This is a genomic window from Variovorax sp. Soil_C_33 (assembly GCF_057656935.1).
The window spans coordinates 62,181-84,049 of the sequence record NZ_JBDGJK010000018.1; the positions used below are offsets into that span (position 1 = coordinate 62,181).

General features: G+C 68.2%; 20 protein-coding genes and 1 pseudogene. 10 read left to right on the plus strand and 11 right to left on the minus strand.

All coding sequences use genetic code 11. From position 1 onward, the window contains the following. Positions 1-20: 20 nt before the first annotated feature. Entirely contained in the window at positions 21-1,313 is a 1,293-nt protein-coding gene (gene gabT / locus AC3A6B_RS24085; RefSeq protein WP_487839169.1) for a 4-aminobutyrate--2-oxoglutarate transaminase, read from the minus strand. A 160-nt stretch (positions 1,314-1,473) separates the two neighbouring features. Here gabT and AC3A6B_RS24090 point away from each other — a divergent pair, with 160 nt between their 5' ends. Continuing rightward, positions 1,474-2,907: an aminotransferase-like domain-containing protein gene (locus AC3A6B_RS24090; protein ID WP_487839170.1), complete on the plus strand. Its 1,434-nt coding sequence runs from the start codon at positions 1,474-1,476 to the stop codon at positions 2,905-2,907. Between the two features lie 27 nt (positions 2,908-2,934). On the opposite strand, the gene AC3A6B_RS24095 is transcribed toward AC3A6B_RS24090, so the two are convergent. The 3 genes from AC3A6B_RS24095 to AC3A6B_RS24105 all read right to left on the minus strand — a co-directional run bounded on the left by AC3A6B_RS24095 (position 2,935) and on the right by AC3A6B_RS24105 (position 6,638). Then, positions 2,935-4,287: an esterase-like activity of phytase family protein gene (locus AC3A6B_RS24095; RefSeq protein ID WP_487839171.1), complete on the minus strand. Its 1,353-nt coding sequence runs from the start codon at positions 4,285-4,287 to the stop codon at positions 2,935-2,937. An 84-nt stretch (positions 4,288-4,371) separates the two neighbouring features. Next, a complete protein-coding gene (locus tag AC3A6B_RS24100; RefSeq protein ID WP_487839172.1) occupies positions 4,372-4,992 on the minus strand; it encodes a helix-turn-helix transcriptional regulator in 621 nt (206 codons plus the stop codon). Positions 4,993-5,042: 50 nt separating this feature from the next. Then, positions 5,043-6,638 (minus strand): OpgD/OpgG family glucan biosynthesis protein, encoded by a 1,596-nt coding sequence (locus tag AC3A6B_RS24105; RefSeq protein WP_487839173.1) that lies wholly within the window; start codon positions 6,636-6,638, stop codon positions 5,043-5,045. A 146-nt stretch (positions 6,639-6,784) separates the two neighbouring features. Here AC3A6B_RS24105 and ada point away from each other — a divergent pair. The 3 genes and pseudogenes from ada to alkB all read left to right on the plus strand — a co-directional run bounded on the left by ada (position 6,785) and on the right by alkB (position 9,179). After that, positions 6,785-7,867, plus strand: a pseudogene (ada, locus tag AC3A6B_RS24110) (bifunctional DNA-binding transcriptional regulator/O6-methylguanine-DNA methyltransferase Ada). Then, positions 7,864-8,547 carry a 2OG-Fe(II) oxygenase gene (locus AC3A6B_RS24115; RefSeq protein WP_487839174.1) on the plus strand — a complete coding sequence of 228 codons (684 nt, stop codon included), beginning with the start codon at positions 7,864-7,866 and terminating at the stop codon, positions 8,545-8,547. The pseudogene ada and the gene AC3A6B_RS24115 overlap by 4 nt, the downstream one beginning before the upstream one ends. After that, positions 8,544-9,179: a DNA oxidative demethylase AlkB gene (gene alkB / locus AC3A6B_RS24120; RefSeq protein ID WP_487839175.1), complete on the plus strand. Its 636-nt coding sequence runs from the start codon at positions 8,544-8,546 to the stop codon at positions 9,177-9,179. The genes AC3A6B_RS24115 and alkB overlap by 4 nt, the downstream gene beginning before the upstream one ends. A gap of 3 nt (positions 9,180-9,182) precedes the next feature. On the opposite strand, the gene AC3A6B_RS24125 is transcribed toward alkB, so the two are convergent. Both AC3A6B_RS24125 and AC3A6B_RS24130 read right to left on the minus strand, forming a co-directional pair. Next, on the minus strand, positions 9,183-9,716 hold the full coding sequence (locus AC3A6B_RS24125) for a 4-hydroxylaminobenzoate lyase (RefSeq protein WP_487839176.1): 534 nt from the start codon (positions 9,714-9,716) through the stop codon (positions 9,183-9,185). Between the two features lie 5 nt (positions 9,717-9,721). After that, a complete protein-coding gene (locus tag AC3A6B_RS24130; RefSeq protein WP_487839177.1) occupies positions 9,722-10,714 on the minus strand; it encodes a tripartite tricarboxylate transporter substrate-binding protein in 993 nt (330 codons plus the stop codon). Between the two features lie 95 nt (positions 10,715-10,809). Here AC3A6B_RS24130 and AC3A6B_RS24135 point away from each other — a divergent pair, with 95 nt between their 5' ends. Continuing rightward, positions 10,810-11,814: a LysR family transcriptional regulator gene (locus AC3A6B_RS24135; protein ID WP_487839178.1), complete on the plus strand. Its 1,005-nt coding sequence runs from the start codon at positions 10,810-10,812 to the stop codon at positions 11,812-11,814. Further along, positions 11,807-12,595 carry a nitroreductase gene (locus AC3A6B_RS24140; RefSeq protein ID WP_487839179.1) on the plus strand — a complete coding sequence of 263 codons (789 nt, stop codon included), beginning with the start codon at positions 11,807-11,809 and terminating at the stop codon, positions 12,593-12,595. Before AC3A6B_RS24135 ends, AC3A6B_RS24140 begins: the two co-directional genes overlap by 8 nt. Here AC3A6B_RS24140 and AC3A6B_RS24145 read toward each other — a convergent pair. Genes AC3A6B_RS24145 through AC3A6B_RS24155 form a run of 3 tightly spaced genes read right to left on the minus strand, consistent with a single transcriptional unit; the run spans position 12,592 to position 15,889 of the window. Next, complete coding sequence (locus tag AC3A6B_RS24145; RefSeq protein WP_487839180.1) at positions 12,592-14,226, minus strand: alpha/beta hydrolase; 1,635 nt, start codon at positions 14,224-14,226, stop codon at positions 12,592-12,594. The genes AC3A6B_RS24140 and AC3A6B_RS24145 overlap by 4 nt on opposite strands. Before the next feature lie 3 nt (positions 14,227-14,229). After that, positions 14,230-15,297: an MBL fold metallo-hydrolase gene (locus tag AC3A6B_RS24150; RefSeq protein WP_487839181.1), complete on the minus strand. Its 1,068-nt coding sequence runs from the start codon at positions 15,295-15,297 to the stop codon at positions 14,230-14,232. 25 nt (positions 15,298-15,322) lie between these two features. Further along, positions 15,323-15,889: a LuxR C-terminal-related transcriptional regulator gene (locus AC3A6B_RS24155; RefSeq protein WP_487839250.1), complete on the minus strand. Its 567-nt coding sequence runs from the start codon at positions 15,887-15,889 to the stop codon at positions 15,323-15,325. A gap of 93 nt (positions 15,890-15,982) precedes the next feature. Between AC3A6B_RS24155 and AC3A6B_RS24160 the strand changes: the two genes are divergently transcribed. Genes AC3A6B_RS24160 through AC3A6B_RS24170 form a run of 3 tightly spaced genes read left to right on the plus strand, consistent with a single transcriptional unit; the run spans position 15,983 to position 18,814 of the window. Next, positions 15,983-16,792: a CoA transferase subunit A gene (locus tag AC3A6B_RS24160; RefSeq protein WP_487839182.1), complete on the plus strand. Its 810-nt coding sequence runs from the start codon at positions 15,983-15,985 to the stop codon at positions 16,790-16,792. Position 16,793: 1 nt separating this feature from the next. Further along, positions 16,794-17,432, plus strand: coding sequence for a 3-oxoacid CoA-transferase subunit B (locus AC3A6B_RS24165; protein WP_487839183.1), 639 nt, complete (start codon positions 16,794-16,796; stop codon positions 17,430-17,432). Between the two features lie 2 nt (positions 17,433-17,434). Beyond that, positions 17,435-18,814, plus strand: coding sequence for a CoA transferase (locus tag AC3A6B_RS24170; protein ID WP_487839184.1), 1,380 nt, complete (start codon positions 17,435-17,437; stop codon positions 18,812-18,814). Between the two features lie 359 nt (positions 18,815-19,173). Here the strand turns inward: AC3A6B_RS24170 and AC3A6B_RS24175 are convergent, their stop codons facing one another. Continuing rightward, a complete protein-coding gene (locus AC3A6B_RS24175) occupies positions 19,174-19,296 on the minus strand; it encodes a hypothetical protein (RefSeq protein WP_487839185.1) in 123 nt (40 codons plus the stop codon). A gap of 39 nt (positions 19,297-19,335) precedes the next feature. Next, positions 19,336-20,241, minus strand: a complete 906-nt coding sequence (locus AC3A6B_RS24180; RefSeq protein WP_487839186.1) for a LysR family transcriptional regulator — start codon at positions 20,239-20,241, stop codon at positions 19,336-19,338. Between the two features lie 102 nt (positions 20,242-20,343). Here AC3A6B_RS24180 and AC3A6B_RS24185 point away from each other — a divergent pair, with 102 nt between their 5' ends. Next, positions 20,344-21,864 (plus strand): CoA-acylating methylmalonate-semialdehyde dehydrogenase, encoded by a 1,521-nt coding sequence (locus AC3A6B_RS24185; protein WP_487839187.1) that lies wholly within the window; start codon positions 20,344-20,346, stop codon positions 21,862-21,864. Positions 21,865-21,869: the final 5 nt, after the last annotated feature.

The following is a 21,869-nucleotide window of genomic DNA, read 5'->3' on the forward strand; positions in this document are numbered from 1 at the left end:
GGTGTTCAAGTATGGACCGATCAGCGCAGCGCGGCGAAGCTGTCCGCCAGAATCGCCAGACCTTCGTCCACTAGCAAGTCGGATGCCGTCAGCGGCACCAGCACGCGAATCACGTTGCCGTAGCTGCCGCAGGACAGCAGGATCAGCCCGCGCCGGGCCGCCTCCGCGACCACCTTGCGGGTGAGATCGGCGTCGGGGCGGGCGGTGTCGCCCTCCTCGAACAGCTCGATGGCCACCATCGCGCCGAGCCCGCGCACGTCGCCGATCGCCGGCACCTCGGCCGCGATGTGGCGCAGGCCGGTCTTCAGGCGCTCGCCCAGGGCCTTGCTGCGCGCCAGCAGCTGCTCGTCGTCGAACACCTTGAGCACCGCGAGCGCCGCGGCGCAGCCGATCGGGCTGCCGGCGTAGGTGCCGCCCAGGCCGCCGGGCGCGGGCGCGTCCATGACCTCGGCGCGGCCCACCACGCCGGAGATCGGGAAGCCGCCCGCCATCGACTTGGCGGTGGTGATCAGGTCGGGCGCCACCGGCCACTGCTCGCTGGCGAACCAGGTGCCGGTGCGGCCGGCGCCGGTCTGCACCTCGTCCGCGATGAGCAGGATGCCGTGGCGGTCGGCCAGCGCGCGCAGGCCTTCGACGAAGTCGTTGGGCGCCACATAGAAGCCGCCTTCGCCCTGCACCGGCTCGAGGATGAAGGCCGCCACGCGCTCGGGCTCGATGTCGTTCTTGAACAGCAGTTCGACCGAGTGCAGAGCATCGTCGACGCTCACGCCGTGCAGCGCGTTGGGATACAGGGCATGGAACACCTCGCCCGGGAACGGCCCGAAGCCGAGCTTGTAGGGCGCCACCTTGCCGGTCAGGCCGAGCGTCATCATCGTGCGCCCGTGGTAGCCGCCGGTGAAGGCGATGACGCCGGGCCGCCGGGTGAACGAGCGCGCGATCTTGACCGCGTTCTCCACCGCCTCGGCGCCGGTGCTCAGGAAGATCGATTTCTTCGCGAAGTCGCCGGGTGCCAGCGTGTTCAGGCGTTCGGCCAGCTCCACGTAGGGCTCGTAGGCCAGCACCTGGAAGCAGGTGTGCGAATAGAGATCGAGCTGCGCCTTGACGGCCGCACTGATCTCGGGGTGGCAGTGCCCGGTGTTGAGCACGGCGATGCCGCCGGCGAAATCGATATAGCGGCGACCCTCCACGTCCCAGATCTCGGCGTTGCTGCCGCGGCTGACGAATATGTCATGGGCCTGGCCGACACCGCGGGCGACGGCCGCGGTGCGGCGTGCCATGAGGGCGGCGTTGCTGAGATGGGGTTCGCGCTGCATGGATAGAACCTGTGCCTGAATGGGAATGGCGGCACTTTAGGTTTCGCAGACTGGCGCGGCCATGTACAGCCGGAGCGCCCGTCCGGCAGACTGTACTGGTCTTGTATCCTGTACATACTTTCCTCCATATGGTGCAGATCGGTCTGCCGAGGCACATCCGATGCTCATTCTTCGCCCCGAACTTCCCACACCTCTGGTCAGCCAGATCGTGGAGGGGCTGCGCGGCCTGATCGGCACCCAGAAGCTCAAGGCCGACAGCAAGCTGCCGTCGATCCGGGCCTTTGCTGCGGCCCACGGCGTCAGCGTCTTCACCGTGGTCGAGGCCTACGATCGGCTGGTGGCGCAGGGCCTGCTGGTGTCGCGCGCCAACGCGGGTTTCTTCGTCAAGCGACGCAGCGAGGAGGGCGCTGCCGGTGCGGCCAATGCGCCGCGCGCCGACCCGCGCTTCGACGCCCGGTGGTACCTGCAGCAGATCTTCGAGAACCGCAATCTGCAGCTCAAGCCGGGCTGCGGCTGGCTGCCGCACGACTGGCTGTTCGAGGATGGCGTGCGCCGCAGCCTGCGCCACCTGTCCGCCGGCGGCACCGACATCGGTGGCTACGGCCTGCCCTTCGGGCACATGGCGCTGCGCATGGCGGTGGCCGAATCGCTCTCCGAGCGCCAGATCGCGGTCGACGCCGCGCAGGTGCTGCTGACCCAGGGCTCCAGCCAGGCGCTGGACCTGGTGGCCCGGCGCCTGCTGAAGGCGGGCGAAGCGGTGCTGGTGGACGACCCCGGCTATCCCAACCTGATGTTCATGTTGCGCTTCCTGGGCGTCCAGCTCATCGGCGTGCCGCGCACGCCGACCGGCTACGACCTCCCGGCGCTGGAGGCGCTGCTGATTGCCCACCGGCCCAAGGCTTTCTTCACGCAGCCGCGGCTGCAAAGCCCGACCTGTTCGATGGCTTCGCTGCCGCAGCTCGTGCGGCTGCTGCAGCTCGCCCAGGCGCACGATTGCGTGCTGGTTGAGAACGACATCTACGCCGACATGGACGCCTCGATGCGCCCGTCGCTCGCCAGCCTGGGCCAGCTGCGCCAGGTCGTCTACGTGAGCAGCTTCTCGAAAACCATCTCGCCGAACATCCGCGTCGGCTACGTCGTCGCCAGGCCCGAGCTGCTCGAAGACCTGGCCCAGCTCAAGATGGTCTCCGGCCTGACCTCCTCGGACATCACGGAGCGGCTGGCCTTCGGCGCGGTGACCGACGGCCGCTGGCGCAAGCACCTCAAGTCGCTGCGCGATCGGCTGGCCCAGGCCCAGGCCGGCGTGGCGCGCAGGCTGGACGCGCTCGGCTTCGAGCTGTTTCACGAGGCATCGGCGGGGATGTACCTGTGGGCCCGGCACCCCGACATCACCGACAGCGCCGAACTCTCCACGCGTGCGGCCGCCGAGGGCATCATGCTCGGCCCGGGCCAGCTGTTCCTGGTCAATCCGCATCCGACCGGCTGGCTGCGCTTCAATGTCGCGTTCAGCGAGGACGAACGGCTCTGGCGCTTTCTGAGCCGCAGCATCGAGCAGCAGCAGAGCGGCGAGCTGACGCAGCAGGCCGAGGGTTGAACGCCCGCGGCGTGAAAAGCGTCCCGGCTACTTGGCCCGCAGCAGCTCGCCCGCTTCCAGCAGCACCAGCTCGTTGTCATCCGCCTTGTTCGGCTCGCGGCTGCTGGAGAAGGGCAGGTTGTTGTCGTTGCCCACCACGATGTGCGTGGCGTCGACCACCTCGACGTTCTCGATCGTGAAGAAGGGGAACTTGAGCACGCCGTCGTTGAGTGGCTTGCGTGCCAGCTTGTTCGGATCGGCGATCGCAAGCAGGTCGATGTAGCCGATCTTGCGCACCGCCTGGCCGACGTTGGCGTCGCTCATCTCGATCTTGTAGACGCGCTTGAACTTCGCGAGGTCGTGGAAGCAGTCGGCGCGCTTCTGGCCTTCCGGGCAGGCCTTGTCGGCCGTGCCTTCGCCGTTGTCGCGCTCGATGACGAGGCCGGTGGCCGCATCGATCATGTTGAAGTCGCCGATCGCGTGGCCGTTGGCTTCCAGCGGGTACTTCCAGTGACGGCCGGTCCACTTCTCGCTCGCGACGTCGAACTCGAGCACGCGCAGCGCCTCCTTGCCGTCGACACGCTCGTAGTCCTTGGCCTCGACATTCCATACCGGGCCTTCGAGCAGGGCGTAGAGCTTGCTGCCGTCCTTCGATGCGGCCATGCCTTCGAAGCCTTTGGAGCGCCGGATCTGGAAATCCACCGTGCCGCCGGGCACGCCCGGCGTGGTCACGGCAGCATGGTCGGGCGAGCGCACCGTCTTGCCGTCGACCTGGGTCTCGAATACCGCCAGCACCTTGCCCTTCAGGTCGGCCTTGATCAGGTAGGGGCCGAACTCGTCGCCGATCCACAGCGCGCCGCCTGCGAACTGGAAGCTCTCGGGATCGAAATCGGAGCCGGTCAGATAGCGCTGCTTGGTGCCCTCGTGGACGATGCGGAAGGGCACCTTCTTGTCCGGGTCATGCAGGAACACGGTGTCCGTGCGCTCGAACCTGCCGCTCTTGAAGTCCACCTTGTAGTGGTTGAGGTAGAGCATGAAGTCGGGCGAATTGGCCTTGGCGCCGGCGCCGTTGTCGGTGAGGATCCAGAAGCTGCCGCCGTCCATCTTCTTGATGCCCGAGTGGCCCTGCACCGGCTGTCCCTTGAAGGGCAGCGAAACGCCCGTGCCGCGCCCGGCCGAGAGGCCTTCGATGCTGCCCATCGCCTCGACGCGCTTGCCGCTGGTGAACTTGCCGCTCGCCTGCAGGTCGGCCGGCGCCTCCTTCGGTGCGGCGATGAAGCTTTGCGCCGGCAGCAGCGCATGGCCGGCGAGCGTGGCGGGGTAGGCGGTTTGCGCCGCGGCGCTGCCGCAGGCCAGGGCAGCGGCGAGGGCGGTGAAGGTGAGGGAGGCGATGCGCATCATGGTCCGGGATAGCTTGAGATAAAGCCCTGCACCATGCCGGCGCGGGGTGACGGCGCCGTGACAGGCCAGGCCTGTAACAGGCCCCTACTTCGCGTCGCTGTACACCGTCGCGCGCGACACGCCCATGTGCGCGGCGGCGATCTCCATGCCGCGGCGGATGTCGAGGAAGCCGGCCTTCTTCAGTTCCTGGACCAGCTGCCTGCGGTCCGCCGGCTTGAGCGACCGCGCCGTGGTCGCGCGCCCCGCTGCGAACTCGTCGACCCGCTCGCAGATGCGGTCGGCATGCCGCGCGTCCAGCGTCTCGCTGACCTCGCTCGATTCGATGCGGGTGAACTGCGCCAGCGCGGCCTGGAAGCCCTGGAACAGCGTGAGGTCCACGTTCAGGCACAGCGCAGCCACGTACTCGCCGCTGTCGTCCTTGATGCCGATCGAGGTGCTCTTGACCTTGCGGCCGTCGGCGAACTGGTTGGCGTAGTTGGTGATGACCGCCGGGTAGTCCGGGTCGCCGATGCGCGCCAGGCCCAGCTCCGTCACCGGCTGGCCGACGCGCCGCCCGCTCAGGTTGTTCTCGATCGCGAAGATCGCGTTCTTCGGATCGCTGAGGTCGTGCACCACCACTTCGCAGAACGGGGCGAAGGTCTTGCCGAGGCCTTGGGCGATAGTTCGCAGCTCGCGCAGCAGCAGCTTGTTCGGCTTTTTCTTCATCGGCCGAATGTATCCAACATTGGACGAAGCGTCCAAGTTGGTCGTGGGTATCAGCCCGGCTGGTACTGGTAGAGCCAGGTCTCGGTCAGCGTCTGGTCGCCGGTCTTCAGGTACAGGCGCATGTCGACTGGCTCGCTTCCTTCGGCCGTGAAGTCGAACTGCGCGCGCCAGTGGCCCGGCACGCCGTTGGGCACCGCTTCCGAGAAGATATAGGAGAACTTGCCGCGCGAGGCCGTGAGCACGAGCTCGGGCTTGACGCCGAAGGGGATGGCTTCCAGCGGCTTGCCGATGAACTCGACCATGAACTTGCGCACGCCCTGCGGCCGCTGCGTGCCCGGCTGCCCGCCGCGCCCGAGCCGCGTCGCCACGCAGCGCGCGAGCGGCGAGGGAAAGGGCTCCTGGTCGGTCCAGTGCAGCCGGTACTTGAGGTTGTAGCTGGAGCCCGCGGCGGCCGGCGCCTTGGGCACCCAGCAGGCGAGGATGTTGTCGTGGATCTCGTCGTCGGTCGGTATCTCGACCAGCTGCACCGAGCCTTCGCCCCAGTCGCCCAGCGGCTCGACCCAGAGGCTGGGGCGCTTCTCGTAGAACACACCGTCCTGGTAGTGGTCGAAGGCGCGGTCGCGCTGCAATAGGCCGAAGCCGCGCGGGCGCGTGTCGCTGAAGGACGAGGCGCGGGTCTGCGTGGGGTTGTTCAACGGGCGCCAGATGCGCTCGCCGGCGCCGTTCCAGATCGCGAGGCCGTCGGAGTCGTGCACCTCGGGCCGCCAGTCGATGCCGGTGGGCCTGCTTTCCGAGTACCAGTACATCGAGGTCAGCGGCACCAGCCCGAGGCGGCCGATGTCGCGGCGCAGGAAGAGGCGCGACTCGATGTCCATCAGCACCGCCTTGCCGCGCTGCATGACGAACTTGTAGGCGCCGGTGATGCTCGGTCCTTCGAGCAGCGCATAGACGGTCATCGTGTTCGCATCCGGCGCCGCCGGTGGTTCGAAGTAGAAGCGCGTGAAGGTCGGGAACTCCTCGGGCCGGTCGGGCATGGCCGCATCGAGCGCGATGCCGCGCGCCGACAGGCCGTATTGGTAGAGCTCGCCGATGGCGCGGAAGTACGAGGCGCCGAGGAAGGCGACCCAGTCGTTGGTCTGCCAGGACAGCTTCTTCTGGTCGCCCAGGCGGCTCTCCTGGAGCCGGAAACCTGCGAAGCCGGCGCCGTCGGGCAGCTTGCGCGCGGGGCTGTCGTCCGGCATCGAGAAATAGGCGCTGTCGTAGAGGATCTCGCGCGCGAAACCGTCGCCGCTCGCGGCCTCGGTCACGTACATGTGGACCGGCGTCTGGAAGTAGCGGCCGAGGTGGAAGAAGGTGACCGGGAACTGGCCCGGACCGTCGCGGAACAGCGCGTTGTCGGGGTTGTATTTGATCTTGCCGTGCGCGTCGTAGTCGATGCGCTGCAGCACGTCGGCCGGCAGCGTGTTGTCGGCCACATAGGGCTTGGCGGCCTGCGACTTCGCGAAGGTAACAAGACGTTCGAAAGAGAAGGGCCGAGGTTGTGCGAGCTTGATTCCGCCGGCGGCGAGGGCATCTGGAGGGAATCCGAGAGCGGCGAGCGCCATGGAGGCGCCGCCGGCGGTGAGGAGTGAGCGGCGATCGATCATTGGCCGAAATGGTAACGAGGCCCGGCGCCCTGGCCCGTAGGCCAAGGCCGGAAATGTCCGAATTCGAAAGCAAGAGCCGGAGTGCGCATGCAACCCCTGATCCCTAGAGTGGATGCATCGATCAACGACACTGCTAGAGGATTCACATGAACATGAGCAACCCCAACGAAATCCGCGCCCTCGCGACCGTGAGCGATCCGCGCTGGGCGGCGGTGGCCGCGCGCGATCAGGCGGCCGACGGCACCTTCTTCTACTCGGTGCGCACCACCGGCGTGTACTGCCGGCCTTCCTGCGGCGCGCGCGCAGCCCGGCCCGAGAACGTGGACTTCCACGCCACGGCCGCCGATGCGGAGCGCGCGGGCTTTCGGCCCTGCAGGCGCTGCAAGCCGGACCAGCCCGCGCGGGCCGAGCAGCATGCGGCGCAGGTGGCCGAGCTGTGCCGCTTCATCGAGCGCGCCGAAGAGACGCCCACGCTGGACCAGCTCGCCGAGCGCGCCGGACTCAGCAGCTATCACCTGCATCGCATCTTCAAGGAGGTCACGGGCCTCACGCCCAAGGCCTACGCGGGCGCGCACCGCGCGAAACGCGTGCGCCAGGAACTCGCGCGCAGCGATACAGTGACGGACGCGATCTACGACGCCGGCTACAACTCCAACGGCCGCTTCTACGCTGACTCGAAGGACATGCTCGGCATGACGCCGACCGAATGGCGCGCCGGCGGCGCCAACACCGAGATCCGCTTCGCGATCGGCGAATGCGCGCTCGGCGCGATCCTGGTCGCGCAAAGTGAGCGCGGCGTCTGCGCGATCGCGCTGGGTGACGATCCCGATGCCTTGGCCCGTGATCTGCAGGACCGGTTTCCGCAGGCCCGGCTGATCGGCGGCGATGCCGCTTTCGAGCAACTGGTGGCCAAGGTGGTGGGCTTCGTCGAAGCGCCGGGCCTCGGGCTGGACCTGCCGCTGGACGTGCGCGGCACCGCCTTCTAGCAGCGCGTGTGGCAGGCGCTGCGCGAGATCCCGCCGGGCACGACCGCGAGCTATGCCGAGATCGCCCGGCGCATCGGCAGCCCGAAGTCGGTGCGTGCCGTGGCCCAGGCCTGCGGCGCCAATGCGATTGCCGTGGCGATCCCTTGCCACCGCGTGGTGCGCAGCGACGGCAGCCTGTCGGGCTATCGCTGGGGTGTGGAGCGCAAGAGCGCCTTGCTCGAGCGGGAGGCGAGCGCCGCATGATCGACTGGGGCCAGGCGGCGCTCGACCTTGATGCGCAGGGGAGTACCTTGATCGAGCGCTTGCTGACGCGCGGGGAGTGCGAATCGCTCGCCGCGCTGTATCCGCTCGATCCGCTGTTCCGCAGTCGCGTGGTGATGGAAAGGCACGGCTTCGGGCGCGGCGAGTACAAGTACTTCGGCTATCCCTTGCCCGAGCGGTTGGCGGGCTTGCGCGAAGAGGTCTATGCGCAGCTCGCGCCGATCGCCAACCGATGGAACCAGGCGATGGGGATCGAGGTGCGCTATCCGGCGCGGCATGCCGACTTCATCGCGCGCTGCCATGCGGCGGGCCAGACGCGACCCACGCCGTTGTTGCTGCAGTACGGCGCCGGCGACTACAACTGCCTGCACCAGGACCTGTACGGCGAGCACGTGTTTCCGCTGCAGCTCGTGATCCTGCTGTCCGAGCCGGGCCGCGATTTCGAAGGCGGCGAGTTCGTGATGACCGAGCAGCGCCCGCGCATGCAGTCGCGGCCGATGGTGCTGCCGCTGCGCCAGGGCGACGCGGCCGTCATCGCGGTGCACCACCGGCCGGTGCAGGGCACGCGCGGCGTCTACCGCGTCAATCTGCGTCATGGCGTGAGCCGCGTGCGTTCGGGGCATCGGCATACCGCGGGCATCATCTTTCACGACGCCGCATGACAGCCGATCTGTTCGAATCAGCCGTCGAATCGCTGGGCCCGGGCGCGGTGTGGCTGCGTGCCTTTGCGACGCCGCGTGAAGCCGCGCTGCTGGCCGGCGTGCACGAGGTGACGGCGCAGGCGCCGCTGCGGCACATGGTCACGCCGGGCGGCTTTCGCATGTCGGTGGCGATGAGCAACTGCGGCACGCTGGGCTGGGTCACGGACCGCACCGGGTACCGCTACGACACCATCGATCCCGAGACCGGCCGGCCCTGGCCGCGCATGCCTGCGGCCTTTGCGCAGCTGGCCACCGAGGCCGCTGCTGCAGCGGGCTTCGAGGGCTTCGTGCCCGACGCCTGCCTGGTCAACCGCTACGAGGCGGGCACGCGCCTTTCATTGCACCAGGACCGCAACGAGCGCGACATGCGCTGGCCCATCGTTTCGGTGTCGCTGGGCATGCCGGCGGTCTTCCTGTTCGGCGGCGCGAAGCGCACCGACAAGGCGCGCCGCGTGCCGCTCGCGCATGGCGACGTGGTCGTGTGGGGCGGGCCGGCGCGGCTCAACTACCACGGCGTGCTGCCGCTGAAGGAAGAGGCGCACCCGTTCATGGGCGCCTGCCGCATCAACCTGACTTTTCGCAAGGCCGGTTGAAGATCAGGCAGCGGGCGGCTGGATGTTGTACGAGATCCGTCCCGCCGGCAGGTAGAACAGCGCGATGACGGCACCGCCCTTGGCCTCCGGATAGTGATGGCTCCCGGGGGCTGGGGCGGTCCACCCGCCGTGGCACCAGCCGTTCGGCCCGGCCAGCGCCGCGCCTTCGTCGAGCGGGATCACCATGTTGAACTCCCCGTACGGATGCGCGTGGTAGTCGCCGCGGAAGCTGCCTTCGGGATTGCCTTGGGTGTTGCCGGTGCTGTCCATGTACACGGCGGTGATGCTGAAGCCGAGCGTCTCGGGCGTCGCTTCGCAGATCCGGCTGCGACGGTAGCGCCGACCCCGGATCTCGACGTTGGCCGCCCATCCGTCGCGGACGCCGGCCTTCACCAGCGCGGCCAGTTCGTCATAGAGCGCGCTGCCGGGGCCGTACTTCGCGTTCAGCCAATGCTCGACCTCGCTGCCTGCGGTCATGTCCTGGATCTCCGCCAGGAAGGGCAGACTCGCGGCGATGAGTGCTTCTCGATCGGTCATGGCCATCACTCGTCCGCCTTGAAACCGGAGGCCTCGACGACGGGCTTCCATCGCTCCCGCTCGGCCGCGATGAGCTGCGCGTACTCGGCCGAGCCAAGGTAGGTCGCTTCGAGCCCGATCTGCTCCAGGCCACCGGCCAGCGCCTTGTCGCGGGATGCCGCCTGCGTTGCCGCGGCCAGCCCCGCCACCGTCGCTTCGGGTGTCGAAGCCGGCGCGAAGACGCCGTAGCTTTCCACGCCCGCCACCGTGCCGAAACCCTGCTCGGCGAAGGTGGGCACGTCCTTGAGAAAGCGCGAACGCCGCTCGCCCGTCACGGCCAGAAGGCGGACCTTGCCGCTGCCGAGGTACTGCAGGAAATCGCCGACGAAACCGAGGTAGGCCGGAACCTGTCCGCCGAGCAGGTCCTGCATGGCGGGCGCGGAGCCGCGATAGGCCACATGCGTCAGCGGCACGCCTGCGGCCTGCGAGAAGCGATAGCCCAGGAACTGCGCCAGCGATCCGGCGGCGGGCGATGCGTAGCTCCGCCCGGTGTGGTGGGCCTTCAGCCAGCGAACATAGTCGGCAAGCGTCTTGATCTCGGACGGCAGCGCGCTGCTGATCGCGAGCACGCAGGTCGCGGACGCGAGCAAGGCGACGGGTCGCAGGTCCTTGACCGGGTCGTAGGAGAGCTTGGCGTACACGTGCGGGTAGATCGTCATCGCCGAGGTGTGAGTGCACAAGACCACGCTGCCGTCGGCGCGCTCGCGCTTGAGCTGGCCGTTCGCGATTCTTCCGGCGGCGCCCGGCCGGTTGTCGACGACGTAGGCGCGGTTCTGCGTCTTCCATGCCTCCGCAAGGCGGCGCGCGGTCTGGTCCAGCGTGCCGCCGGGCGGATAGCCGACGACGATGCGGCCGACGCCGCCGTCGGCTTGTGCGCGTGTCAGTGTCGGAAGGCCGGCCAGAGCCGGCGCGAGGCAGGACACATACTTGGCGAAACTTCGTCTGGAAAGATCGGTCATCGTGGTGCTCCGTGTGATGCGAGGCTGCACATTGCCACCGCGGCTTCGACATCGGAAGCGATGAATCTGCAACACGAAAATGCACGAGGTGCAAGATGAAAAGAACCCAGGCACCGCTGAGTCCCAAGCGCATCGACTTGAATCTCCTGCGCGTGTTCGACGCAGTCTTCGAGGACCGGAACCTTCTTCGCGCCGGCAAGCGGCTGCACCTCAGCCAGTCGGCGATCAGCCATGCCTTGTCGCGCCTGCGCGAGGCCTTGCAGGACGAACTGTTCGTGCGCACGGCCAAGGGCATGGAGCCCACGGCACGTGCCCTCGCCATGGCGACGCCGCTGCGCGAAGCCGTGCGCGCCATCCACGACACGCTGGGCGTCCAGCCTTTCGAGCCGGCGACCACCACGCGCAGGTTCGTGGTGGCGGCCAACGACTACATCACCTCGGTCCTGCTGACGAAGCTGGCGCGCCGCATGGGCGATGCGGCGCCGTCGTCCGATCTCGTCGTGCGGCCGGCGACGCGGCTCGACCTGGCCGAGCAGATCGACGTCGGGCGCATCGACATCGCGCTGGGCATCTTCGCCGACGTCCCGGGCCGGTTCCAGAGCGCGCGGCTCTGGATCCAGCAGGACGTGCTCGTGTTCCGCAAAGGCCATCCGCTCGCGCGCCGCAAGCCGCGGATCGAGGACCTGGCCGCGTTCCCGCTGCTGACGGTGTCGCTCGGCGGCCAGGAGGAGGGGGCGGTCAGCGGCTACATCGTCGAGCGCGGATTGGCGCGCCAGTCGGAGATGTTCGATCGTTCGGCGCTGGAGGATGCATTGGCGGCGGCCGGGAAGCGCCCCCACTACCGGATCACGGTGCCGCATTCGCTGGCCGTGCCCGATCTTCTGCTGGGCAGCGACATGATCTCCATCGTGCCGGCGCCACTCGCTCAGGCCTTTCTCGCGCGGCGCGAGCTGTTGGCAAAGCCCTTGCCCTATGCGGCGCAGCATGCCACCGTGCGCGCCATATGGCACCGGCGGGACGAACACGATCCCGCGCACCTTTGGCTCAGGGAGCAGTTGGTCGACCTCGCGGGCACTCGGGATCTTTCATTTCGTGCATGACGATCTTGCTCAATGTTCACTGGATGGCGAACACGCGCTGGGGCAACATCGCGGCATGATGAACGCAGATCGTCCCGTGGTGGCGGAAGGGTCCACAGTACGCAGCGTCGTGGAGGCCGTGATCCGGTCGCGCCGGACGGTCCGCGCCTTTCGGCCGACGCCGGTCCCCAAGTCCGCGGTGGCGGAGATCCTCGATGTCGCACGTTGCGCGCCGAGCAACTCGAACACGCAACCGTGGTCCGTCCACGTCCTGGCAGGCGAGCCTAAGCGCCTGTTGAGCGAGGCCCTGTCGCTGTCGCATGAGCGCAATGAGCTGCCGCCTTCGCGGCACTTCCCGGACGATCTGCCGGCCGCCTGCGCATCGCGGCAGGCCGACTTCGGCGCCCGGTACTACGCCGCGCTCGGGATCGATCGCAACGATGCGGCGGCTCGCAACCGGCAGTCGGGGCGCAACCTCTGCTTCTTCGATGCGCCGGTCGGGCTCATCTTCACCATCGACAGCCGCCTGACGAAGCACAGCTGGGCGGATTGCGGCATGTTCCTGCAGACGCTGATGATCGCCGCCAAGGCCAGGGGCCTCGATACTTGCCCGCAGGTTTCGTTCGTGCGCTACGAGCCGCTCATCGTGGAGTTCCTTCGCCTGCCGCCCACGCAGTCGGTCGTGTGCGGCATGTCGCTGGGCTACGCCGACGCCGATGCGGCGGTGAACGATCTGGGGATGCCGAGAGAGCCGGTCGAGAATTTCTCGGTCTTCCGGGGCTTCGAGGATGCAGGTGGCTAGCGCGCCGGCAACGAGGAAGGCTCCCACGAATCGGGCGTGGTCGCGACCAGCGACTTGAGATCGGACCACGGCTTGGCATCCGGCACGCGCGTCCCGCCCGTGATCACGAGTTTCGCGAAGGCCACCATGCGCTCGCGCAGATGGCGCCGGTCGGCCGGCGCCCAGGTCTCGATCGAATGCGGCCCGCGGGCCACCACGATCTCCTTCGGCCCGCGGATGCGGTCGTAGGCGGCGATCGTGCCTTCCACGCTCTCGGCGCGATCCCACAGTCCCTTGCCGAAGAAGGCCGCGGGCCAGCGGTCCATGCCCGCGAGCGTGGCCGAGCTCGGATAGAAGACGATGTGGTGCTCGGCCGCCATGCCGGCCGCGAAGAGGTTGCGATCGGCCAGGTCGGGCGATGCCGGCACGTAGCCCGCGCCGCTCGCGAAGGAGGCGAGCAGGATCGCGCCCTTGATGTTCTTCAGGCCTTTCGGCGGCGCGCAGCGCACGCTCGGCATGTCGTAGCTGCAGGACTCGGCGAAGTTCGTCGTCATGGCCCAGGCCGTGGACATCGAGCCGCGCGAGTTGCCGCCGAGGATGATGGGGATTCGGTTCGCCTTCATGCCCGCGAGCAGCCGGCCGCCGGCCTCGGCGCCTTCGAGCAGCTGGCCGGCGGGCGTCAGCATGCGCATGCCGCGCCCGCTCTCCAGCTGCTCGAGCACGCGGAACACGTCCTCGCCTTGTTCGAGCGTGTGGGTGTCGCTGAAGCCGCCCGAGAGGCCTTCGCCGCGGCGGTCGTAGCTCAGCACGTCGAAGCCGGCTGCGTTCAGCGCATGCAGGTTCTCCCGCCACCAGCGCTGGCCCATGGTCTCGGTGGTGGCGTTGGGAAAGGCGACGCCCACGGTCCTGCCGGTGGCCGGATCGATGCGGTAGGACTTCTCATCCGGATGCTGGATCGCGGTGAGCTGGCCACCGCCGCCGCTGGCCATCATGACGAGTGCGCGCAGCTTGCCGCCCTTGCCGTCGTCCACGCCCGTGCCCTCGAGGTACCAGCCGCGCAGCTTGATGGTGTCCTGCATCTTGAGCACGAGGCGCTCGAAACTGTCGCGCGGTGCGCTGAATTCGACGGTGTAGGTGCGTGACTCGGCCTCGGCGATCGATTCGTTGTAGGGCGCCTTGGCGAAGAAGGCCGGTCGCCGGATCTGCCGCAGGTCGATCTCGCCGTCGGGATCGATCCGGCCCGAGGGATCGACCACGCCGGTCGAGCGCGTCGCACGCTCCTTGTTGGGTGGCAGCCAGCGCTGCATCTGCGCATCGATGCGGCGGAAGCAGGCGGCATCGGCCTTGCAGGCGCTCCAGCGTGCCTTGAGCTTCGCGTCGGTGAATTCGTTGACGTGGAAGTCGCGGCCCGCGTAGTCCGCCGGCGGGCGGTTGGCGGTCAACAGCAAGGGAACGCAGACCGTGCCGCCGCTTGCGTTCGGCAGGCGGTAGCCGGGCAGCTCGGCATTGCGGTCGGCGCCGACGCGCGCCGTGCAGTCGGTGGGCGGCGGCGCGGCACGGGCCTCGCGCGGCGGTGCGTTGTGCAGCGTGCATCCGGCCAGTCCAGCGAAGGCCACAAGAATGCAGCCTGCGGCGCGCGAGGACCTCTTCATCGTTCAGAGCTCCTTCATTGCCAAGGCGCGAGGTGCGAGCCTTCTCGTCTCTCCGATCGCCATCACGAAGAATTCGTCCTCCGGCATCCCGCGCGCCTGGCGCAATTCGGCGAGCTTTCTCGGTGGCTCGTCCAGCGACTCGTCCGTTAGCTCGAAGGTACCCCAGTGCACGCCGAGCGAGCGCTTGGCGCCGAGGTCGTCGTGGATCTGCAGCGCCTCCTCCACGTTCACATGCTGCGCGCTCATGAACCAGCGCGGCGCGTAGGCGCCGATGGGCAGCAGGGCGATGTCGAAGCCGCCGCCTTGTTCTGCCGTCTGCCGGCTTTCGAAGCGGCGGCGGATGTCGCTGAAATCGCGCGAGTAGCCGGTGTCGCCGGCAAAGAGCAGATGGCAGTCCGGCGCGAAAACGGCAAAGCCGCCCCACAGGGTGGCCAGTGCATCGCGCGGCCCGCGCGAGGACCAGTGCTGCGCCGGAACCAGCACGACTTCGGCCTCGCCCCGAGGCGTGGCGATGCGGTGGCTGTCCCACCAATCCAGCTCCACGGCATGCCGGATGCCCTGCGACCTGAACCATGCCTGGAGGCCCAGCGGTACGATGAAGAGCGGCGGGCCGCCGGGCTGCCGGCTCAGCGTAGTCACCGATGCGGCGTCGAGATGGTCGTAGTGGTTGTGCGAGACCAGCACCAGGTCCACGTGCGGCAGCGCGCGCAGCGCGATGCCTGGCGGTACATGGCGCCGCGGCCCCGCGAACTGCACGGGCGAGGCGCGCTCGGAGAACATCGGGTCGGTCAAGAGCGTGAGGCCGCCGAGCTGGGCCATCACCGTCGAATGGCCGATCCAGGTAAGGGCCGGCGCCATCCGTGCGCCCGCTTGTGCATTGACGTGCAGCCACGGCAGATCGGGCGCCACCCGCGGAATGGGCGTGCGCGGCGGGCGGGGCAGGCCGGCGCGCGCGGCCTCGCGGCGCCATCGCAGCAGCTCGGCGAGGCTCCTGGGCTGGAACTCGATGTAGTTGTTCTGGAAGCCGCGCGCACGATGGTGCGGCTTAGGCGGGAGCGGGGACGAAGACATGGTTTCCGATCGTGCCGTAGCTCACTTAGCCCGCGATGAGCTTCTGCACCAGTTCAGCCGTGGTCGCCGCCGCGTACTTGCGCATCAGCCGCGCGCGGTGGATCTCGACCGTGCGGTGGCTGATGCCGAGCGCCTTGCCGATCTCCTTGGAGGTCGAGCCCTGCATCACCTGGGCCGCCACCTCGCGTTCGCGCGGCGTGAGTTCGGCCTTCGCCGAGCGTCGCGAGCCCAGGTCCTCGAAGGTCCAGATGCCGGCCTCGTGCGGCGTGGCGCGGTTGAGCGCCCGGCCGCTCACGTGGCACCAGAAGGTCTCGCCCGCGAAGGCGCCATGCAGGCTGCCGACCCTTCTCATCATGCGGTTGTCGGCATAGCGGCCGCTCGCGTTGAGAATGGGCTCCATGCGCTTGCCGATGCGCTCGAATTCGGCGACGCTCGGGTAGAGCACGCGAAACGATTCGCCGATCAGGTCATGAGGCGTGGTGCCGAACATCTCGCACAGGCGCGCATTGCAGTCGACGATGATGCGGTGGCGCGACAGCACCATGCCCACCGGCGCCTGCTCGAAGGCGAGCCGGTAGTCGATCGCGTGCAGAACGGTGTCGGGTGTCTCCATTACGAAATACTACGTATGCCTGTACGTAGTATCGTCTCAGTCGCTTCATCAACCATTTCCGAACGAGGAACCATGGCCAACAAGATCTATCCCTCCGCCGACGCAGCGCTCAAGGGCGTCGTGGCCGACGGCCAGACACTCGCGGTCGGCGGCTTCGGCCTCTGCGGCATTCCCGAGGCGCTGATCGACGCGCTGCACGACTCGGGCGTTAAGAACCTGACCTGCATCTCCAACAACGCCGGCGTCGACGGCTTCGGCCTCGGCAAGCTGCTCGGCACGCGCCAGATCAAGAAGATGATCGCGAGCTACGTGGGCGAGAACAAGGAGTTCGAGCGCCAGTACCTGGCCGGCGAACTCGAGCTCGAATTCACGCCGCAGGGCACGCTGGCCGAGAAGCTGCGCGCCGGCGGCGCCGGCATCCCCGCCTTCTTCACCAAGACCGGCGTCGGCACGATGGTGGCCGAGGGCAAGGAACTGCGCGAGTTCGACGGGGAGACCTACGTGATGGAACGCTCGCTGGTGCCCGACGTGGCGCTGGTCAAGGCCGACGTGGCCGACAAGTCGGGCAACCTGCGCTTCCGCCTCACGGCGCGCAACTTCAACCCGGCCGCCGCGATGGCCGGCAAGGTCTGCATCGTCGAGGTCGAGAAGATCGTCGAAGTCGGCGAGCTCGCCCCGGACGACATCCACCTGCCGGGCATCTACGTGCACCGCATCGTGCTCAACAGCAAGCCCGAAAAGCGCATCGAGAAGCGAACGGTGAGCGCCGCGGTCGATGTCGCTGCCGCCAAGGTCGAGGCGCAGGCCGCCATCGCGCAGGCCGCGGCGGGCAGCGAAGTGCCGGAGCCGGTCAAGAACAACATCGACAAGAAAGGAGCCTGACATGCCCTGGACCCAAGACCAGATGGCGGCACGCGCCGCGCAAGAACTCGAAGACGGCTTCTACGTCAACCTCGGCATCGGCATCCCGACGCTGGTGGCCAACTTCGTCGGCGACAAGGAAGTCTGGCTGCAGAGCGAGAACGGCATGCTCGGCATCGGCCCCTTCCCGACCGAGGACCAGGTCGACGCCGACCTGATCAACGCCGGCAAGCAGACCGTGACCACCATCCCCGGCTCTGCCATCTTCGGCAGCCACGAAAGCTTCGCGATGATCCGCGGCGGCAAGATCAACCTGTCGATCCTCGGCGCCATGCAGGTGAGCGCCAAGGGCGACTTGGCCAACTGGATGATCCCCGGCAAGATGGTCAAGGGCATGGGCGGCGCCATGGACCTGGTGGCCGGCGTCAAGCGCGTGATCGTGCTGATGGAACACGTGGCGAAGAAGAAGGACGGCACCGAGGATCTCAAGATCTTGGAGCAATGCACCTTGCCGCTGACTGGCGTGGGCGTGGTCGACCGCATCATCACCGACCTGGCCGTGATGGACGTGACGCCCGAGGGGCTCAAGGTGATCGAGCTGGCCGACGGCGTGACCTTCGAGGCGCTGCAGGCCAAGACGGGTGTGAAGCTGCTGCACTGAAGATGAAGGTCATCGGCGCGTTGCGGGGGCTCTGGCAGCAGGCCGGCCTGCCCCTCGATGCGCTGGCCTTCTTGCAACTGAGCGGCGCCGACCCGGTGCTGCCCTCGTCCTTCGCTGTCGGCACGGCGGCGCAGAGCGCTATCGCTGCCGCCGCATTGGCCGCCTGCGAGTTGGGCCACCTGCGCGGCGTGCCCCGCCAGCAGGTCGCGGTCGACATGCTGCATGCCGCGCTCGACTGCACGGCCTGGTTCAGCATCGACGGCCGCGTGCCGCCGCAATGGGACCCCATTTCCGGCCTTTACCGCTGCGCAGACGGCTGGGTGCGCGTGCATGCCAACTTTGCGCATCACCGTGACGGCGCGCTGCGCCTGATGGGGCTGACTCCGGCGACGGCGCAGCGCGCCGATGCCGAGGCGGCCATGGCCGCATGGAAGGCCCTCGACTTCGAGCAGGCGGCGGCCGAAGCCGGCCTCGTGGCCAGCGCCTTGCGGCGTTTCGACGAATGGGACGCGACGCCGCAGGGCCGGGCCGTGGCGGCACAGCCGCTCTTCACCCTCGAGCGCATCGGCGACGCGCCGCCGCTGGGTTTGCCGCCGCTGCACGTCCATGAACGGCCCCTGGCCGGCTTGCGCGTGCTCGATCTCACGCGTGTGCTTGCGGGGCCGGTCGGCTGCCGTGCGCTCGCGGCCTACGGCGCGGACGTGATGCTCGTCAACTCGCCGCAGCTGCCGAACATCGAAGCGATCGCCGACACCAGCCGCGGCAAGCTCTCGGCCCATGCGGATCTGCGCAGCGAAGCGGGACGCGATGCGCTCATGCGCCTGCTGGCCGATGCCCACGTGTTCGTGCAGGGCTATCGGCCGGGCGGCCTGGCTGCGCTGGGTTTCGGCGCCGAAGAAGTTGCGGCGCGGCGCCCGGGCATCGTCTACGTTTCGCTCTCGGCCTACGGGGCGCAAGGCCCCTGGTCGGGACGACGCGGCTTCGATTCGCTGGTGCAGACCGCCATGGGCTTCAACCACGCCGAAGGCGAGGCGGCCGGCGACGGCAAGCCCAGGCCCTTGCCGATGCAGATCATCGACGAGGCGACCGGCTACCTCATCGCGATGGGCGCGGCCGCTGCGCTGTGGCGCCAGCAGCAGGAGGGCGGCAGCTGGCATGTGCAGCTTTCGCTGGCGCAGACCGGGCATTGGCTGCGCGGCCTCGGGCGGGTGCCCGGCGGCCTGGCGCTGGTCACGCCCGACAGGGAGCCTTGCCTCGAGAGCGCGTCATCGGGTTTCGGCGAACTCCGCGCCATGCGCCACAGCGCGCGGCTGGCGCGAACGCCGGCCGGCTGGGCACGTCCCTCGATGCCGCCCGGCAGCCACCCGCCGATCTGGCCGTAGGTCCTAAAGCGCGCCAAGAGAAGCGACCGCCATCGACAAGCCGAAGCTCGACGCAGTCATGAGGAGCGCGGCGCACAGGAGCCTGGCTCTGTGGGAGGGACCGTGCCAGACCCGGCGCGCCCGGGCAACGAGGCCCAGCGGCGCCAACCGTTTCAGCAATTCCGGAATGCCGCCTTCGCCGTCGCCTTTTTGGCGTCGCAGAGCGCGAAATGGGAATCCTCGTATTTCATGGTCAACCCAGCGGCCGAGCTCATCACTTCCTCCAATCGGGAGCGCCGGGATGCCGACCGGCATCCGTTCCTGCGCATCGGGGAAGTATTCGCGGCGCGGGCGAAAGCCGCATCGCCCGGAGGAGCCAATCAGCTCGCGGGCGACGGGCCAACGCCGGCGCTGAGCGCTTCGGACCGAAAGGCCACGATCAGATGCATCGCCTCGGCGCCGATGTTGATCGCCATGCCTTCGGTGCCTGCGGGCAGCAGCATGTTCGATCCTCCTGAAGGTCGATCCGATTCGCCCTTTCATTATGGCGCTGGAGGTTCTGCCGCCAACAGCAGCTCGCGCTGTGCTTCCACCGTCTCGCGCAGGAAGTTCCACGTGGCCTGCATGCGCGCCAGGTGCCGCGTCTCGGACGCCACCGACATCCAGAAAGTGCGCGTGAAATTGGCTTCACCCGGCAGCACGCGGCGCAAGGACTTGTCGCGCTCGGCGATGAAGGCCGGCAGCACCGCGATGCCGGCGCCCGCCGCGACGGCCTGGTGCTGCGCGAGGATGCTCGTGCTGCGCAGCGCGAACGAATCGGGGCGGTACAGCTCGTCGAGATACTGCAGCTCCTTGCTGAAGAGCAGGTCGTCCACATAGCTGATGAAGCTGTGGCCGCGCAGATCCTCGCGCGAGCCGATCGGCGGATGCGAGGCCAGGTAGCGTTGCGACGCGTAGAGGCGCAGCACGTAGTCGGTCAGCTTGGTCACCACCACCGGGCCGCGCGCCGGGCGTTCGAGCGAGATCACGATGTCGGCCTCGCGCCGCGACAGGTGCACCAGCCGCGGCATCGCGAGCAGGTCGATCACGAGCTTGGGATGTGCCTGCGCGAAGAGCGCCAACTGCGGTGCCAGCACGATGGTGCCGAAGCCTTCGGTGGCGCCGATGCGCACCAGGCCCGAGAGGCCTTCGCGCGAAGCGGGCGCCGCGCTCTCGACCGCGAGAAAGGCGCTCTCCATCGCCTCCACCTGCGGCTGCAGCCGTCGGCCCGCTTCGGTCAGGCGATGGCCACCGGCCTCGCGCGAGAAGAGGGCGCTGCCGACCTCTTTTTCGAGCGCCTGGATGCGGCGCGCCACCGTCGTGTGGTCGACCGCGAGCCGGCGGGCCGCACTCACCAGCGTGCCGGTGCGGGCGAGCTCCAGGAAGAAGCGCAGGTTGTCCCAATCCATGCGTTGCAATTATGCAGATCGTGGGTGCGTATTTGTCTATTGCCATGGCAAAAGTGCAAAGCTAGCATCGATTGCTGCACCCCATTCAAGGAGACAAATTTCATGGACGCCACCACCACATCCGCGACCCAGGTCGCGACCGTCAAGCTGCTGATCGGCGGCAAGTTCGTCGAATCCAAGACCACCGAGTGGCGCGACATCGTCAACCCGGCAACGCAGGAAGTGCTGGCGAAGGTGCCCTTCGCGACGCAGGCCGAGGTCGATGCCGCCGTGGCCTCGGCCAAGGAAGCCTTCAAGACCTGGCGCAAGACGCCGATCGGCGCCCGCGCGCGCATCTTCCTGAAGTACCAGCAGCTCATCCGCGAGAACATGGCCGAGCTGGCCGCGATCCTCACGGCCGAGCAGGGCAAGACGCTGCCCGATGCCGAAGGCGACGTGTTCCGCGGCCTTGAAGTGGTCGAGCACGCATCGAATATCGGCAACCTGCAGCTGGGCGAGCTGGCCAACAACGTGGCCAACGGCGTCGACACCTACACGCTGCTGCAGCCGCTGGGCGTGTGCGCGGGCATCACGCCCTTCAATTTCCCGGCCATGATCCCGCTGTGGATGTTCCCGATGGCCATCGTCACCGGCAATACCTTCGTGCTGAAGCCCTCCGAGCAGGACCCGATGGTCACCATGCGCCTGGCCGAGCTCGCGCTCGAGGCCGGCATCCCGGCCGGCGTGCTCAACGTCGTGCACGGCGGCGAGGCGGTGGTCAACGCAATCTGCGACCACCCGGACATCAAGGCGATCTCCTTCGTCGGCTCGACCAAGGTCGGCACCCATGTCTACCACCGCGCCACGCAGTCCGGCAAGCGCGTGCAATGCATGATGGGCGCGAAGAACCACGCCATCGTGATGCCCGACGCCAACAAGGAGCAGACGCTCAACGCGCTGGCCGGCGCGAGCTTCGGCGCGGCGGGTCAGCGCTGCATGGCGGTGTCGGTCGCGGTGCTGGTCGGCGAGGCGCAGAAGTGGGTGCCCGACCTGGTCGAGAAGGCCAAGACGCTGAAGGTCGGCGCCGGCATCGAGAAGGGCGTGGACGTCGGCCCGCTGGTGTCGTGCGCGGCCTACGAGCGCGTCAACGGGCTGATCGAACGCGGCGTCGCCGACGGTGCCACGCTGGCGCTGGACGGGCGCAAGCCGACGGTGCCGGGCTATGAGAAGGGCAACTTCGTCGGCCCGACGGTGTTCGCCGACGTCAAGCCCGGCATGACCATCTACGACCAGGAGATCTTCGGACCGGTGCTGTGCCTGGCCAATGCCGAGAGCATCGACGAAGCGATCGAGCTCATCAACGCCAACCCGAACGGCAACGGCACCGCGATCTTCACGCAGTCGGGCGCCGCGGCGCGCCGTTTCCAGGAAGACATCGATGTCGGCCAGGTCGGCATCAACGTGCCGATCCCCGTGCCGGTGCCGATGTTCTCCTTCACCGGTTCGCGCGGCTCGAAGCTCGGCGATCTCGGCCCCTACGGCAAGCAGGTCATCATGTTCTACACGCAGACCAAGACGGTGACGGCGCGCTGGTTCGACGACGACACCGCGCACGGCCTCAACACCACCATCAGCCTCCGCTAAGCTCG

Bases quoted from the DNA above. Each gene is read 5' to 3' on its own strand.
- AC3A6B_RS24170 (WP_487839184.1), top strand. From the start codon at position 17,435: ATGAAGGTCATCGGCGCGTTGCGGGGGCTCTGGCAGCAGGCCGGCCTG.
- AC3A6B_RS24115 (WP_487839174.1), top strand. From the start codon at position 7,864: ATGATCGACTGGGGCCAGGCGGCGCTCGACCTTGATGCGCAGGGGAGT.
- AC3A6B_RS24135 (WP_487839178.1), top strand. From the start codon at position 10,810: ATGAAAAGAACCCAGGCACCGCTGAGTCCCAAGCGCATCGACTTGAAT.
- gabT (WP_487839169.1), bottom strand. From the start codon at position 1,313: ATGCAGCGCGAACCCCATCTCAGCAACGCCGCCCTCATGGCACGCCGC.
- AC3A6B_RS24180 (WP_487839186.1), bottom strand. From the start codon at position 20,241: ATGGATTGGGACAACCTGCGCTTCTTCCTGGAGCTCGCCCGCACCGGC.
- AC3A6B_RS24165 (WP_487839183.1), top strand. From the start codon at position 16,794: ATGCCCTGGACCCAAGACCAGATGGCGGCACGCGCCGCGCAAGAACTC.
- AC3A6B_RS24150 (WP_487839181.1), bottom strand. From the start codon at position 15,297: ATGTCTTCGTCCCCGCTCCCGCCTAAGCCGCACCATCGTGCGCGCGGC.
- AC3A6B_RS24125 (WP_487839176.1), bottom strand. From the start codon at position 9,716: ATGACCGATCGAGAAGCACTCATCGCCGCGAGTCTGCCCTTCCTGGCG.
- AC3A6B_RS24105 (WP_487839173.1), bottom strand. From the start codon at position 6,638: ATGATCGATCGCCGCTCACTCCTCACCGCCGGCGGCGCCTCCATGGCG.
- AC3A6B_RS24185 (WP_487839187.1), top strand. From the start codon at position 20,344: ATGGACGCCACCACCACATCCGCGACCCAGGTCGCGACCGTCAAGCTG.
- alkB (WP_487839175.1), top strand. From the start codon at position 8,544: ATGACAGCCGATCTGTTCGAATCAGCCGTCGAATCGCTGGGCCCGGGC.
- AC3A6B_RS24175 (WP_487839185.1), bottom strand. From the start codon at position 19,296: ATGCTGCTGCCCGCAGGCACCGAAGGCATGGCGATCAACATCGGCGCC.
- AC3A6B_RS24100 (WP_487839172.1), bottom strand. From the start codon at position 4,992: ATGAAGAAAAAGCCGAACAAGCTGCTGCTGCGCGAGCTGCGAACTATC.
- AC3A6B_RS24160 (WP_487839182.1), top strand. From the start codon at position 15,983: ATGGCCAACAAGATCTATCCCTCCGCCGACGCAGCGCTCAAGGGCGTC.
- AC3A6B_RS24130 (WP_487839177.1), bottom strand. From the start codon at position 10,714: ATGACCGATCTTTCCAGACGAAGTTTCGCCAAGTATGTGTCCTGCCTC.
- AC3A6B_RS24090 (WP_487839170.1), top strand. From the start codon at position 1,474: ATGCTCATTCTTCGCCCCGAACTTCCCACACCTCTGGTCAGCCAGATC.
- AC3A6B_RS24095 (WP_487839171.1), bottom strand. From the start codon at position 4,287: ATGATGCGCATCGCCTCCCTCACCTTCACCGCCCTCGCCGCTGCCCTG.
- AC3A6B_RS24145 (WP_487839180.1), bottom strand. From the start codon at position 14,226: ATGAAGAGGTCCTCGCGCGCCGCAGGCTGCATTCTTGTGGCCTTCGCT.